1 protein-coding gene (cut by a window edge) is annotated in these 16,659 nt (G+C 71.8%); it reads left to right on the forward strand.

Going from position 1 to position 16,659, the window contains the following annotated elements:
* Positions 1 to 16,659, forward strand: partial view of an FG-GAP-like repeat-containing protein gene (locus OJ962_RS20115; RefSeq protein ID WP_270006554.1) — the 5' portion only. The gene runs 14,742 nt beyond the window's last position; only the first 16,659 of its 31,401 coding nucleotides appear in the window; it begins with the start codon at positions 1 to 3; its stop codon lies beyond the right edge, outside the window.

Consider the following 16,659-nt stretch of genomic DNA (forward strand, 5'->3'; position numbering starts at 1 on the left):
ATGGCCATCGGCGCCGACACGCTCGCGGCCGCCGCGGACGTGCCGGTCACGGACTTCACGAGCAGCGAGGCGCCCGCGCCGGTCGCGCCGATCACGGTCGAGGGCATCGAGACGCCCGAGCAGATCAGCGTGGAGCTGGTCGCGCCCGAGCAGCCCGTCACGACGCCGGCGCCGCCGCAGGCGCCCGAGGCCACGGGCGACCTGCCGCTGATCGCGCCCGCGGGCTCGCAGCAGATCGCGAGCAAGCTCTCGTCGGCGACCGCCGCTCCGCAGCCGCCCGCGACGATCTCGTCCGGCGAGCCTTCGCCGTTCGACACGAACCTGGCGACGAAGACGATCAACGCCGCGCAAGCGCGCGGACCGCCGACGCTCGCCGACTTCAACCAACTGCTCGCCGGCCTCGGCCAGGTGATCCAGACACTGGGGACCCTCAAGGACTACGCCGACCTGGCGAAGGACCTGCCGCTGATCGGCGAGAGCGTCGGGACGTTCACGAACTTCATCGACGGCCTCACGGCGACCTACGACCTGATCCGGGACTACATCGCGAGCCATCCGGCGCCGCGCCTGGATGAGATCGCGGCGCTGCTGCTGGGCCGGATCGACAACCCGGCGGTCACGCCCGTCACCGACGAGACCCAGATCGCGCTGCAGATCACGCACCGTGGCTCGCACACGATGACCCTTCCGCTCGGCCTCGGGACCAACGCCCTGGGCCTGTCGCTGAACGGCACCGCGACGGTGACCGGCACGATCGCGCTCGACTACACGATCGGCGTCCGCCTCGACGAGGGCCTGCCCACCAGCGAGCGCTTCTTCGTGCGCATCACCAAGCTCGAGCTCGGCGGCTCGGTCTCCCTCGACGATCTCAGCGCGACGGCCAAGCTCGGCCCGCTCGACGCCGCGATCGCCAATGGCAGCATCGCGCTCGACGCCAAGGCGACGATCACGCTCGCCGACACCGAGCTCACGCTCGCGGAGCTCCAGGCCGCCACGCCGGCGAGCCTGTTCGGGACTCCGACGCTGACGAGCTCCCTCAGCAGCCGCCTCCCGCTCGACCTGCAGCTCAACGGCGTGCGCCTGCTCGGCGGCACGCTCAAGCTCGACAGCACCGATCTCTTCGGCGGCGACCTTGACATCAGCTTCGACAACGTCGCGTACCTGCGCGAGACCCGCACCGTGGACGTCGACGGCAACGGCTCGACCGAGCAGGCCACGATCACGGCGTTCAAGATCGACCTGCCCGCGGACCTGATCGACGTCGGCGGCTTCAGCCTGCGCAGCGGCAGCGCGCGCGTCGCGATGATCGAGGCCGACACGCGCACGTGGTACGCGGGTGAGCTGACGAACCTGAGCGGCGGCCTCGCGCTGAACGGGGCGACCGCACGCCTGAACGACGTCGCGCTGAGCATCAACACCGGCCCGACCGCCGTCGACTGGGCCGCGCTGGCCATCTCGGTCGGCGGTGACGTCGTCGACCCCGGCACCGGCGCCCTGCGCCTGAGCGGCAGCCTCGACGAGCTCAGCGTCGCCGACCTGGTCTCCGGCAGCGCCACCTTCACCGCGGCCGTCGACGGCGACCTCACCACCTTCACGCTGACCGCGACCGACCTGCGCATCGGCGGCGCGCTGATCCTCACCTCCGGCAGCATCGCCTTCGCCCACCGCGCGAACACGATCGCGGCCATCGCGAGCAACCTCGCCGGCACCGCCAGCCTCGGCGGCGCCGTCACCGCGACCTTCACCGGCGGCGCCCTCAAGCTCAACCGCGGCGCGTTCAACTGGAGCACCGCACCGGTCGGCGACATCGACTTCGCCGCGCCGATCGCCCAGGCCGAGGGCACGTTCACCGAGGTCAAGGTCGGCGAGATCGCCACCGCGGCCGGCACGTTCACGCTCACGTCCACGGCCGAGCTGACCAGCGTCACGCTGACGCTCGCGAGCCTGCGCATCGGCGCCGCGACCGGCCCGCGCTTTACGGCCGGGGGCGGCACGCTGAACGTCGCCAAGCGCGGCACCGACGTCACCGCCGACGGCGGCCTCACCGGCGCCAAGCTCGAAGGCGTCACCGGCTTCACCGTCACGGTCACCGACGCCGCGTTCGAGATCACCAGCACGCTCACGCGCGCGAAGGGCACGCTGACCGCGACCGTCGGCGCCAACAACTCGATCGGCGGGTCCTTCAGCTTCGAGCGCCAGGGCCAGACCACCGTGCTCGGCCTCGCCGACGCGACCGTCGCGATCGCCGGCGCGACCCAGGTCACCGACGGCGAGGGCGTGTTGATCCTCGCCGCCGACGGCCTCGCCGGCTACCTGTCCGGTAAGGCCGCGATCGACGGCGGCGGCGCCTTCCAGCTCAACGGTCGCGTGCTCTTCCGCGTCAACACGACCGGCCGCGCCGTCGACCAGACCGTCCGCGTGGGTGGCCGCGACCTGACGGTCAGCTTCGGCGCCGGCGAGGGCAACACGTTCTCGGTCTCGGTCTCCGACCTCGAGCTCAGCATCGCCGGCGTGGTCACGGTCAAGGGCGCGGGCACGTTCAAGTCCGGCAAGCTCAGCGACAACGTCACCGTCGTCGAGACGTTCGCCGGCACGGGCCTCACGCTGTTCTTCGGCGAGGGCCCGATGACGCTCGCCAACGGCCAGCTCAACCCGCTCGCGCGCGGCCTGATGATCACCAACGCGACCGTCGGCCTGATCCGCACCGCGGACGGCAAGTGGGCGCTGGACGCACGCGGGATGGTCGAGCTCGTCGGCCTCTCCGGCACCCAGGGCGTCGGCCTCTCGGGCGAGGTCCGCGTGCGCGTGAACAGCTTCGGCCAGGCGATCAGCGAGACGCTGCGCATCGAGGGCACGAGCAACGACGTCAACGTCGTCTTCGCCGCCGACGAGACGCTCGAGAACAGCACCCCGTTCGCGTCGATCACCGCCACCGGCATGCGCGTGGACGTGCTCGGCGCCACGCTCACGGGCGATTGCAGCTTCGCCAAGCAGGGCGAGACGCTCACGATCACGGCCACCAACGTCGAGATGGCGTTCGGCGGCGCCGCCGACGGCACCAGCGCGCGCGGACCCCCGGTCTCCATCACCAACGGCTCCGGCACCCTCACCATCGGCGCCGCGGGCCTCACCGCCGACATCGGCGGCACCGTCGCGGTCGCGATCCCGGGCGTGAGCATCTCCACCGGCCTCCGCCTCAAGATCGACCCGACCTCCGTCTCGGTCACCGGGACGGGCCTCAAGCTCACCGTCCTCGGCAACGAGCTCACCGGGAACTTCTCCTTCACGCACAGCGCGGAGTCCACGCGCGTCGTCGTCGAAGGCGCCACGCTCTCGCTGCCGGGCGCCCTCTCGCTCAAGGACATCGAGGGCGAGCTCACGATCGACGCCTCCGGCGTCAGCGGCCGCCTCGCCGCAACGGTCGACACGCTCGCCATCAGCGACCTCACGCTGAACACCGTCGAGATCGCGTTCTCGCCGACGTCGGTCTCCGTCGCCGCCACCGGCGCGGGCTTCAGCCTCGGCGGCCAGTCGCTCACCGCCGACCTGTCCTTCTCCCGCGCGGTCGACGGCACGACCCGCGCGACCGCCGCCAACGTCTCGCTCATCCTCGGCACCGTCGCGCGCCTCACCAACGGCACGGGCGAGCTGACGATCACCGCCGGCAACGTCGCGGGCTCGTTCTCCGGCACGTTCGCGCTGACCGTCCCGGGCGTCGCGCTCGCCGGTGACGTCCGCGCTGAGCTCGACACCGCCACCGGGTTCGTCCGCCTCGCCGTCACCGGCGGCACGCTCGACGTCGCGGGCCAGACGCTCTCCGGCGACATCACGCTCACGCGCGCGGGCGGCACGATCGCGCTCACGGTCACCAACGCCGCGCTGAGCCTCGGCGGCGGCCTGGTCACCGTCAGCAGCGGCACCGCCGACCTGACGATCGGTAGCGCGGTCAGCGGCTCCTTCAGCGGCACGGTCACCACGAGCCTCCCGGGCGTCGCGTTCGGCGGCACGCTGACCGCGACCTTCGCGCCGGGCAGCGTCGTCGTCACCGGCACGGGCACGAGCCTCACGATCGCGGGCACGACCCTCACCGCCGACTTCACGCTCGACGCCACCGGCGAAGCGGTCAAGGTCGCGGTGGCCAACACCGGTCCGGGCTCGCTGCTCAAGCTCGGCACGGTCGTCGACGTCCCGGACGCGACCGGCGTGCTCGTCATCCGCCGCACCGGCGTCGCGGGCACGCTCACCGCCACGAACCCGGTGTTCACGCTGCCGGGCGTCCAGGTCACGGCGACCGGCGTCACGATCGCGATCAACACGAGCGCGACCGCCGTGAAGGAGGTCGTGATCGTCGGCGGCACGCCGCTCGTGCTCGACCTCCCGGCCGGACCGACCGTCACGGTCAAGGTGCTCGGCGGCAAGCTCACGATCGGCACCAACGAGCTCACCGGCGACTTCCTGTTCGACCGCGCCGGCACGCAGACCCGCTTCGCCGCCATCAACCTGAGCGCGTCCGCCTCCGGCGTGGCCCTCAGCGGCGGCGAGGGCGCGTTCGTCATCACGTCCACCGGCATCGCCGGCCAGGCCTCGGGCACGCTCAGTGGCGACTTCGGCCCGGTCAAGGCCGGTGGCCGCGCGCTGCTGCGGGTCAACTCCACCGGCGGCGCCGTCGACGAGACGCTCACGATCGGAACCCGCACCGTCGCGGTGAAGTTCGCCGCCGACGACCCCGCCTTCGCCCTCTCGGTCTCCGGCGCGAGCCTCAACATCGGCGACTTCGTCACGATCGAGGGCGACGTCACCGTGCGCGACGGCGTCTTCGCCGGCGACGGCCTGACGATCTTCCTCGGCCGCGGCCCCGCGCGGATGGCCAACGGCGACCTCAACCCGCTCGCGGTCGGCGTGATGATCACCTCCGCGAAGGTCGGCCTGATCCAGGTCGGCACCAAGTACGCGGTGTACGCGACCGGCACGGTGCAGCTCGTCGGGCTGGGCGGCGTGACGCTGAGCGGCACCGTGACGCTGCTCTACAACGACACGGACGCCGACGTCGACCACCTGATCGAGATCCCCGGCTCGACCAACCCGGGCGTCCAGGTCACGGTCGCCAAGGGCACGAAGGCGTTCAAGGTCACCGCCGGCACGCTCGCGATCCTCGGCCAGTCGATCGCCGGCGACTTCGAGTTCGCGCCGCAGGCCAACGGCGATCTGCGGATCACGGCGAGCAACGTCGCCGTCACGCTCGGCCCGGTCAGCTTGACCGCCGCGTCCGGCACGCTCACCGCGGGCGCGGGCGGCATCGCCGGCCGCTTCACCGGCACGCTCGCCTTCGCCGTCGGCGGCTTCAGCTTCGACGCCGGCATCGGCCTCGCGATCAACACGTCCAACGCCGCCGTCGGCGACCTGCCGGCCGGCCCGTACGTCCGCTTCGACGGCACGGGCGTGAAGCTGCGCATCGGCGGCCAGGAGCTGACGGGCGACTTCTCGTTCGAGCGCGCGACGCTCGCCGACGGCACGGCCGTCACCGCCATCGCCGCGCGCAACGTCAGCTACGCGATCGGGGCGGCCGGCGCGGGCGCCACGCTCAGCGGCGGCACGGGCGCGCTGCTGGTCACCACGGTCGGGCTCGCGGGGACGCTGCGGGGCACGATCACGCTCTCGCTGCCGGGTGACGCGGCCTTCTCCGGCACGTTCGCGCTGGCGGTCAACACCAGCCACGCCGCCGTCAGCGAGACGCTCACCGTCGGCGGCCAGACGCTCGCGCTGAGCGTCGCGGGCGGCCCGTACGTGCGCATCGCCGGCACCGGCGTCCGCCTCTCGCTCGCGGGCCAGACGCTCGAGGGCGACTTCGCGTTCGAGTCGGTCACCACCTTCGGCGACGACGGCGTCCCGGGCGGCAGCGGCGCGAACGCCGACGGCAAGGTCCTGCGGCTGGCGATGGCGAACGTGAGCCTGTCGCTCGGCGGCGGCGCGCTGACGGTCGGCGGCGCGTCCGGCACGCTGCTGGTCACGAGCGCCGGCATCGCGGGCGACTTCGGCGGCACGATCGGCTTCAACGTCCCGCAGGCCGCGCTCACCGGCACCCTGCGCGTGCAGGTCAACACGACGCTCGACGAGATCGACGAGACGTTCGAGCTCGCCGGCCAGCCCGTCAAGCTCGAGCTCCCCGCGGGCCGCTTCTTCAAGGTCGCCGGCACGGGCCTGAAGCTCACGATCCTCGGCCAGGAGCTGAGCGGCGACTTCAGCGTCCAGTCCGCGGGCGGCGTCACGACCATCACGGCCGAGAACGTCACGGCGCAGTTCGGCGGCTCGGTCCTCTCGATCGCCCAGAAGAACACCGCCACGTTCACGATCAGCCCGGCGGGAATCAAGGGCGAGCTGACCGCGACCGTCTCGCTGAGCGTCCCGAACGTCGCGTTCGGCAGCGACGTCACGCTCGCGATCGACACCACGGCGGCCGCCAAGTACCTGCGCGTCGAGGCGAGCAACGCGACGCTCGACATCGCGGGCCAGCGCATCGCGGGCTCGTTCGTGGTCGAGCGCACCGCGGGCGTCGTCAAGCTCACCGTGACGGACGGCTCGATCGTGCTCGCCGCGGGCGTCGTCAGCGTCGAGGCGGTCAACGGCTCGCTGACGATTGGCACGGCCGGCATCGCGGGCACGATGAGCGCCTCGCTCACGCTCGCCGCGAGCGCCGACGTCTCGTTCACGGGCGCGTTCAAGGTCGCGGTCGACACCGCCGCGGGCTACCTCAAGGTCGACGCCACCAACGTCGCCGTGCGCGTCGCCGGCCAGCGCCTGAACGCCGACGTCTCGGTCGAGAGGATCACGTCCAGCAGCGGCGCGGCGATCAAGCTCGCGCTGGCGAACGTCTCGTTCGCGTTCGGCGACGGCCAGCAGGACCTGCTCACGCTCACGAACGGCAGCGGCCAGTGGCTGATCCTCAGCGGCGGCGTCGCCGGCCGGCTGCAGGGCACGGTCGCGCTCCAGAACGTCCCGAACGTCACGCTCCAGGGCACGCTCGGCCTGGAGGTCAACACGACCGGCCGCGACATCGACGAGACGTTCACCGTCGGCACCGAGCAGGTCACGCTCGAGCTCGCCGCCACGCGCGAGTTCGCCGTCAGCGGCACGGGCCTGAGCATCGCGCTCGCGGGTGTCTCGATCACGGGCGACTTCACCTTCACCAAGGACACCGGCGCGACCACGCTGACGATCGCGAACGGCGAGATCGCGATCGCCGGCGGCGGCACGCGCCTGGTCGCGGTCACGATCGCCATCGGCACGCTGCGGATCGCCACCGTCACGGGCGGGACGCGCGCGGCGGTCACCGGCTCGTTCGATGTCGGCATCGTCGTCGACGTCCCGAACGTCGCCTTCACCGGCGCCTTCACGGTGGACTTCGACACGTCGGCCGCGACCCCGACCTTCACGGTCAAGAGCAAGGCCGGCCAGCGCGTGGAGCTTTCGGTCGCGGGCCAGACGTTCAGCGTCGGCGCGCTCGAGGTGACCAAGAACGCCGCGGGCGTGTACGTGAAGCTCGAGTCGATCACGATCACGCTCGGCGACTTCATCGACATCACCGCCGACAACAACCTCGACGGCGAGCTGCAGATCACGGCCGGCGGCGTCGCGGTCAAGCTCAGCGGCGATCTGTCGCCGAGCCCGTTCAAGCTCCCCGGCGACCTGACGCTGAGCGCCGCCGCGTTCTCGATCGAGATCAACACCGCGCCCGTCGCCTCCGCCGCGCTCGGGCTCCCGGCCGGCCCGTTCGTCCGCGTGCGCGTCGACAGCGCCACGCTCGCGATCGGACCGATCAACGTCACCGGCTCGTTCCTCTTCCACCAGTCCACGAGCGCCGGCTTCGCGCCCACGGTGACCGTCACGCCGTCCGCGGCGACGGCCGCGATGGCCAGCGGCGACGTCGACCGCGACGGCGACATCGACCTCGTGCTCGGCACGAGCAGCGGCGCCAACCGCCTGCTGCTCAACGGCCCCACGGGCTTAACCGAGGCGGCCGACCGGATGCCGGCCCAGGCCGAGACGACCCGCGCGCTCGCGCTCGCCGACGTCAACGGCGACGGCTTCCTCGACCTGATCGTGGTCAACGACGGCACCTCGCGCGTGCACCTCGCGGTCGTTGCGGCCAACGGCGTGACCTGGCAGCGCTTCGCCGCCGACGCCGCGTACACCTTCAGCACCGCCGGCGCCCGCGCGGTCGCGGTCGGCGACCTCGACGGCGACGGCCGCAACGACGTCGTCGTCGGCGGCGACAACGGCGTCACGCGCTTCCTCGCCCTGGAAGCCGGCGGCTTCGGCGCCGGCACGGCGATCACCGCCGACGCCGTGACCGCGATCGCGCTCGGCGATCTGGACAGCAGCGGCAGCCTCGACCTCGTCCTCGCCGCCGCCACGTCGCGCGTGTTCACCAACGACGGCGCCGGCGTCTTCACGGCAGTCTCCGGGCTCACGCTCGGCGGGGCGAGCCGCGTCCTGCTCGTCGACGTCGACAACGACCGCAAGCTCGACCTGGTGCTCGGCAGCGCCACCGCCGTGACGCTGTTCAAGAACACGGGCGACGGCACCGTGCAGTTCGCCACAGGCTCCGCCCTGGCCACCGCGAACGCCACCGCGCTGGCCGCGGGCGACCTCGACAGCGACGGCTACGCGGACCTGATCGTCGGCGTGAGCAACGGGCGGCCGCTGCTGCTGGCCAACAAGGGCGGCACCGCCGCGGGCACGTTCAAGCCGGCCGCGACGATCGGCACCGAGGACCTCGCGACCACGGCCGTGCTGGTGGTCAACGTCGACACCGACCGCGACCTCGACGTGCTCATCGGCGTCACGGGCGGCGCCACCCGGCTCGCGCGCAACACGCCGGTGCAGCTCACGCGGCTCGCGTTCTCCAACGTCAGCGTCCAGCTGGGCGACGGCGGATCGTCGCCCAACACCCTCAAGGTGGTCGAGGGCAACGGCGCGTTCCTGCTCCTCAAAGGCGCCGACGGCGGCATCGCCGGCCAGCTCTCCGGCCGCATCGAGGCCGTGATCGGCGGCTCGGGCGGCTTCAACGGCAACGCCAGCGTCGCCGTCAAGCTCAACACGACCACGAGCACGTTCGACGAGACGATCGAGGTCGGCGGCGTCACGCTCGCGATCAAGTTCGAGGCGGGCCAGGTGGCCAGCGGCACGCCGCGCAAGCCCTACGTGCTGTTCTCGGGCAGCGGCTCGTTCAAGATCGGCGACTTCATCGAGGTCTCCGGCAGCCTCACGGACGACTCGGCCGCCGGCACCAAGTTCGGCAGCGACATCAAGATCTTCCTCGGCCTCGGCCCGGGCCTGCTGGCCGACGGCACCGTCAACTCGAACGCGCGCGGCCTGTTCCTGCGCAACGCGAGCTTCGAGTACAAGACGATCGGCACCACCGGCTACGTCGTGTACGCGCGCGGCCGCGTCGAGCTGCTGGGCATCCCGGGCGTCACCGCCTCGCTCGACGAGGTGGAGATCTTCTACAACACCGAGACCGGCGACGTCGAGCTCAAGAACGTCAAGCGCGCCGACGGCTCCAACCCGGTCGTCAAGGGCGGTACCGGCCCGTCGCTGAGCGGCGTGCTCGACCTCGCGTTCGCCGGTATCTCGATCCGGGGCAGGTTCTCGTTCGCGAACTCCGCCGCCGCCGGCGCCACGCGCGGCGACCTGCGGATCACCGTCGAGAACGCGGAGCTCAAGCTCGGCGACGTCGTCACCGTCGCCATCGCCAGCGCGACGCTGCTGAGCACGGCCAAGGGCATCTCGGCGTCGATCAAGGGCGACCTGACGCTCGCGATCCCCGGCCAGGACCCCGTCACCGCGACGAACATCGACGTCGCGATCAACACCGCGGCCGAGGTGCTGGACGGGCGCGCGCCCAACTCGGTCGTCGTCAAGGCCACGCTCAACCTCAGCCTGTTCGGCCAGTCGCTCGGCGGCGACTTCAGCTTCGAGCAGTACACGGTGCCCGCCGCGCCCGGCGCGCCCCCCGTCAAGCTCATCCGCGTCGCCGCGAGCAACGTCACGCTCGACCTCGGCACCGCCACCGCGGGCGTCGCGCTGCGCGACGGCACGGCGCTGTTCGTGATCCGCCCGACCGGCCTGGCCGGCCGCGTCGAGGGCACCGTCACGGTCAAGGTCCCGGGCGACGTGGCGCGCATCACGGGCACGTTCGGCGTCGCGATCAACACCTCCGGCGTCGCGGTGAGCGAGCAGGTCACCGTCGGCGGCCAGACCGTCAGCCTGTCCGTGCCCGCCGGCCCGTTCCTGCGTGTGACGGGCACGAACGTCGAGCTGGCGCTCGGCGGCCAGCGCCTGACCGGCACGTTCGTGTTCGAGTCGGCGACGGTCGGCACCGAGAAGGTCGTCCGCGTGCTCGTGACCGACGTCACCGCCGGCTTCGGCGACGGCACGCGCGACTACGTCACGCTCAGCGGCGGCACGGGCTTCTTCGTCCTGCGCCCGGGCGGCCTCGCGGGTGACCTCGGCGGCTCGGTCGCGGTCACGATCCCCGGCGTCTCCCTCAGCGGCACGTTCCGCCTGAAGATCAACACGGCCGCCGCCGCGGTCGACGCGACGATGACGTTCGGCCCGGCGCCGGCGACGCGCACCGCGGTCGCGCTCGGCGACGTCAACGGCGACGGCCTCGCGGACCTGATCTCCGGCAGCGACGGCGAGGGCATCGTCGTGCACGTCAACGACGGCTCCGGCGACGCGTTCGACGGCGTCGCCGGCCGCGTGATCGCGAGCACCGACGCGGTCACCTCGCTCGCGCTGGGCGACGTCGACGGCGATGGCGACCTGGACCTCGTCGCCGGCGCCGCGACCGGCAACGCGCGCCTGTACCTCAACGACGGCGCCGGCGCCTTCACCGCCGCGGCCACCGCGCTCGGCGCGGCCAAGGCCGTCGCGCTCGGCGACCTCGACGGCGACGGCAAGGCCGACCTCGTGCTAGCCGGCGCCGACGGGGCCAGCTGGCTGAAGGGCGGCGGCACGGGCACGTTCGGTGCGAGCACGGCGATCGGCTCCGACGGCGGCATCGACGCGGTCGCGCTCGGCGACGTGGACGGCGACGGCAAGCTCGACGTGGTCATGACGGGCGCGGGCCGCTCGACCGTCGCCTTCCGCAACGGCGCGTGGACGACCGGCGTGAGCGTCGCCACCACGGGCGCGACCACGCTCGCGGTCGCGGACACCGACGGCGACGGCGTCGCCGAGGTCATCGTGGGCAACCGCCGCTTCGCCGCCACGGTCGCGGACACCGTCCTCACCTTCGCCGCCCCCGAGGACGTGGCCGCCATCGCCGCCACGGCGACCGGCGTCGCGTTCGCCGACCTCGACGGCGACGGCAACCTCGACCTCGCGGTCGCCCACGGCGCCGCCGCGACGCGCATCCACCTCGCGAGCGCGCCGGCCGTGTTCGCCGCCGGCGCCGCGCTCGGCTCGGTGACGCTCAAGGTCGAAGGCGGCCCGTTCCTGCGCGTCGAGGGCACCGACGTGGACCTCACGATCGCGGGCCAGACGCTCAAGGGCAACTTCAGCTTCGAGCGCAAGACCGTCGGTGGCGTCCAGCGCATCGACCTGACCGTCACGAACACCACGCTCTCGCTCGCCGACGGCCTGGTCGCGCTCACGCTCAGCGGCGCCTTGCAGATCGGCGCGGGCGGCGTCGCGGGCGTGCTGACGGTCACCCCGGACAACGGCGCCGACGGCCTCAACCTCGGCCCGGTCACGCTGCGCGGCACCTTCAAGCTGCAGATCAACTCGGCGCCGACCGCGGTCGTGCTGGCCGACGGCACGCGCCTGCCGGCGGGCAGCTTCATCCGCGTGGAGGCGATCGGCGTCAAGCTCACGTTCGGCGACGTCGAGCTCGCCGGCGGCTTCGCGATCGAGCAGGTCACCAGCACCACCGGCGCCAAGCGCCTGATCCTCGCGATCACGGGCCTGACCGTGAGCTTCGGCGGCGCCGCGGTGCTGACCGGCGGCGAGGGCGTGCTGGTGATCGTGCCGGACGCGCCGGGCCAGGCCGGCAGCGGCGGCGTGGCGGGCCGCATCGGCGGCACCGTCTCGCTGGCCGCGATCACCGACGCGGTGACGCTCCAGGGCACGCTCTCGCTGGCGATCAATCAGAGCTCGCGCGCGGTCGAGGAGTCGATCGAGGTCGACGGCGAGACGATCCAGCTCGGCCTCCCGGCCGGCAAGTTCATCCGCATCGCGGGTACGAACCTCGAGCTCTCGGTCGCGGGCCAGACGCTCGCGGGCGACTTCGGCTTCGAGCGCCGCGGCACGACCATCCCGGTCACGGTCATCACGGCCGCCAACGTCCGCATCAGCCTCGGCGGCGTCGTCAACGTCACGGGCGCCCGCGGGGAGTTCACCATCAGCGCCGGTGGCATCAAGGGCTCGCTGCAGGCGAGCGTCGCGGTCACGATCCCGGGCGTCACGCTCGGCGGCGAGAACCTGATCCTCGACGTCGACACCACCGGCGGCAAGAAGCTGCTGCGCGTCGGCGCCGAGAAGCTCGTCCTCGAGGTCGCGGGCCAGCGCCTGGAGGGTGCGATCTACTTCGAGCAGACGACCAACGCCGCCGGCGCGAAGGTGATCCGCCTGGCGATGACGGGCGTCAAGCTCTTCCTCGGCGACCCGGGCGCGACCGATGCCACCACCGACGACATGGGCCTCTACCTCGCCCAGCCGGACGGCGACGTCGCCAAGTTCCTGATCACGCCGGCCGGGCTCGCGGGCGAGCTGAGCCTGGAGGCCGCGCTGCGCGGCCTGGACACGTCGGTGATCGACCTCGGCACGCTCAAGCTCACGCTGAAGATCAACACGACCACCAAGGCCGTCCACGAGACGTTCAAGATCGGCACGATCGACTCGACGCTGACGGTTGCGGCCGGGCCGTACGTGCGCGTCGAGGTCGCCGGCGCGATCAGCATCGCCGGCCAGCAGCTCAGCGGCACGTTCGCGTTCGAGCGGGTCGTCAGCGCCGGCGCCGACAAGGTCACCGGCACCTCCGACGACCTGCCCGTGATCCGGATCGCCGCCGCCGACGTCGGCCTGTTCCTCGGCGCCGGCACCGTCGGCGTGCGGATCGAGCAGGGCAACGGCCGCTTCCTGATCACGCGCGCGGGCGTCGCCGGCGAGTTCAGCGCGAGCGCGTCGATCGACCTCGGCGGCGGCATCACCGCAGGGCCCGTCCAGGTCGGCTTCGCGCTGAACACGATCACCGCGGCGGTCAACGAGACGTTCACCATCGGTGGCCAGACGTCGCGGCTGCAGCTGCCCGCCGGCCCGTACATCCGCGCGTCGCTCACGGGCCTGACGATCGACATCGCGGGCCAGCGCCTGACGGCCGACTTCAGCTTCGAGAAGCGCGGCACGACCACCACGGTCAAGCTCGCGAACGCCGGCCTGCGCATCGGCGCGGACGGCCGCGACTACGTCGTCGTGTCCGGCGGCACGGGCACGTTCACGATCACCGCCGCGGGCATCGACGGCTTCATCGCCGCGAGCGTCGCGCTCGACGTGCCCGGCGTCACCTTCAGCGGTGCGTTCACGGTCGCGCTCAACACGGCGGCCAAGACGATCAAGGTCAGCGGCACGGACGTGCAGCTGGGCGTGATGGGGCAGACGCTCAAGGGCTCGTTCGAGTTCGCCAAGAACGCGACCACGGTGTCGATCAAGCTGACCAACGTCAGCCTGGAGCTCGGCAACGGCACCGAGACGCTGGTGACCGTGCGCGTGCCCACGGGCTCGATCACGCTGCGCCCGGACGGCATGATCGCGTCGATCTCGGCCTCGATCGAGCTCGCGCCTTCGCTGACGCAGGACTTCGACTTCACCGGCACGGTCACGGTCGACATCAACACGACCAGGACCGCGGGCGGCCCGTCATTCGGCGTCAAGCTCACCGACGGCACGTTCACCGCGTTCGGCCAGTCGATCGGCGGCGATTTCACGTTCTCGCAGACGACGACCAAGACCGGCATCAAGGTCGTCAAGGTCGCCTTCGAGAAGGTCAAGCTCACGCTTGGCGCCGACGGCTTCGGCGCGACGGTCACGGACGGCTCGGGCCAGCTGCTGATCCTGCCGGCGGGCGTCGCGGCGAGCATCGACGGCACGGCCGCGCTGACGATCCCCGGCTTCTCGCTGACGACGACGATCACGGTCGAGATCAACCGGATGGGCGCCGCCGTCAACGAGGAGGTCGGCGGCAAGCTCCTCAAGCTCCCGAAGGGCCCGTTCATCCGCGTGGGCGCCTACAACACCACGCTCAAGATCGGCGGCCTGGACGTCACGGCCGACTTCTTCTTCGAGCAGGCCAGCACCGGCACGCTGCCGACCAGCCCGAAGATCACCAAGCTTGCGGTCGTCAACCTGAGCCTGCAGATCGGCACCACCAAGATCGAGGGCGCCACCGGCGCGCTCGTGATCAAGCCGAACGGCATGGCGGGCGTGGTGCTCGGCAAGTTCGCGCTCGGCGGCACGGTCGGCGCCAGTCTCGGCCTGCTGATCAACACGACGGGCGCCGCGGTCAAGGAGACGCTGGTCGTCAACGGCACGACGATCACGATCGAGGCCGCCAAGCCGACTGAGCCCGGCACGAGCTTCGAGTTCCTCATCCAGGACCTCGAGGTCGATCTCGGCGGCCTGCTCGAGGTCCGCGGCGACTTCCGCGCCGGCAGCGGCCTGTTCCAGGGCAGCGGGCTGGAGATCTTCGTCGGCAACGGCCCGTACCAGCTCGAGGGCAACGCGCTCAACCCGGACGCCGTCGGCATCCTGATCACCAACGCGACGATCTACTACCGTAAGGTCGGCACGATCCCGGGCCAGTACGTGCTGCGCGCGAGCGGCACGCTGACGATCCTCGGCCTGCCGGGCCTGGGTGTCAGCGGCACGGTGCGCTTCGAGGTCAGCACGGCGCTGGCCGACGTCACCGACATGCCGACCGACACCGGCAGCGCGCTGCTGAAGGCCAACACGTTCTCGCTGCAGCTGCTCGGCGTCGAGCTCAAGGTCGCCGACGTGCTCTCGATCCGGGGCTCGGTGTTCGTCACGCGCAAGCCGTCGGGCGACCTGGACCTGGCGCTCGCGGGCGGCACGATCGCGGTCAACGTCGGCGGCTCGCAGCTGTTCCAGATCCGCGGCAACGCGTCCTTCACCATGAGCAAGGCCGCCGGCTTCCGCATGCAGACGTTCCAGATCACCGGGATCGGCCTCGGCGGGTCGGCCGCGCCCGAGCCGACCGGCACGGCGCCGACGCCGCCGCCGACGGCCGACGTGGTGCGCAAGAGCGACCGCATGACGGCCGGCGAGTGGCCGTCCGAGAACGGGCGCCAGTACATCGACGTCGTCTTCAACGACCGCAGCGGCACGGGCCTGCGCACCGAGCTGATCGAGGACGTCGCGCACGAGTTCAAGCTGATGGTCAACGGCACCGACCGCACGGCCGAGTTCCTGGTCTCGGGCAAGCCGACGCTGGTCAAGGGCACGACCTACCGCTACACGCTCAAGACGCCGCTGCCGTCGGGCCTGATCGCGATCGTCTTCGACCCGGCCTCGTTCGCCGACAAGACCGACGCCGGTTTCAACCTCGGCGAGACCGAGCAGTTCGTGCTCACGGCGAACGCGTCCGGCGCCGTCGCCCCGATCGCCGAGGTCGTCAGCCCGGCCAACGGCGAGGCGATCGGCGTCACGACGTTCAACGCCCGCCGCTCGATCGACATCACCTACCGCAGCCTCGACAGCAACCCGCTCAACATCGCGTCGCTGAAGGCCGCGCCGTTCCGCTTCGTGCGCGCCGACGGCAGCTCGCTCGGCGACGTCGAGCTGATCGCGGGCTCGGGCGGGCGGCCCGTCACCACCGCCGTGCTGCTGGGCGGCGTCAAGGACACCGACAAGGTGACCACGGTGACGGTCCGGTACTACCTCAAGGACGCGAACACCCGCAACACGATCGACCTGTTCCTGCCGGGCATGCTGAGCGTCGAGTTCCTCGACACCAACGGCTTCTACACGCAGGCGACCGGCTCGACGGTCCAGACGTGGAACGCGCAGGGCATGAGGTCCTCGTTCAAGCTCGACCCGCTGGCCGCGGGCGCCGCCGCGCCGCCGACCGCGGGCGTGCTCAGCCTCGGCCCGGTGCGCCTGCAGAACCCGACGGTGGCCATCGCCGACCTCGGGTTCAGCCCGAGCGGCGAGCTCGTGCTCACGATCGCGATCGGGATCGAGCGCACGACGCTGGCGTTCGGCGGCGCCGCGCCGACCGCCAACGGCCCGAGCGTGGAGATCTTCAACCTGCTCGGCACGTTCGACATCGCCGTCGACGCGTTCGGCCTGCTCAGCGGCAACGTCTCGATCGCGCCGACCGGCAAGTTCTCGATCAGCGCCGCGCAGCTCACCGCGACCGTGCCGGACGTGATGGTCATCAACGCCACGGCCATCGACATCAAGTGGGACCCGAAGGGCCCGGCCAACCAGGAGATCGTGCGCATCCTGAGCGCGTCGATCACGTTCCCGAAGTTCGGCGTGACGGGCTCGATCCGCCAGTCCGCGAGCGGCAAGCCGGGCCTGCTGATCCGCGGCACGGGCTTCGAGCTCGGCGAGGCGGAGCTCAAGTACAGCGGTCCTCCG

The organism is Solirubrobacter deserti (assembly GCF_027587175.1).
GTDB lineage: Bacteria > Actinomycetota > Thermoleophilia > Solirubrobacterales > Solirubrobacteraceae > Solirubrobacter > Solirubrobacter deserti.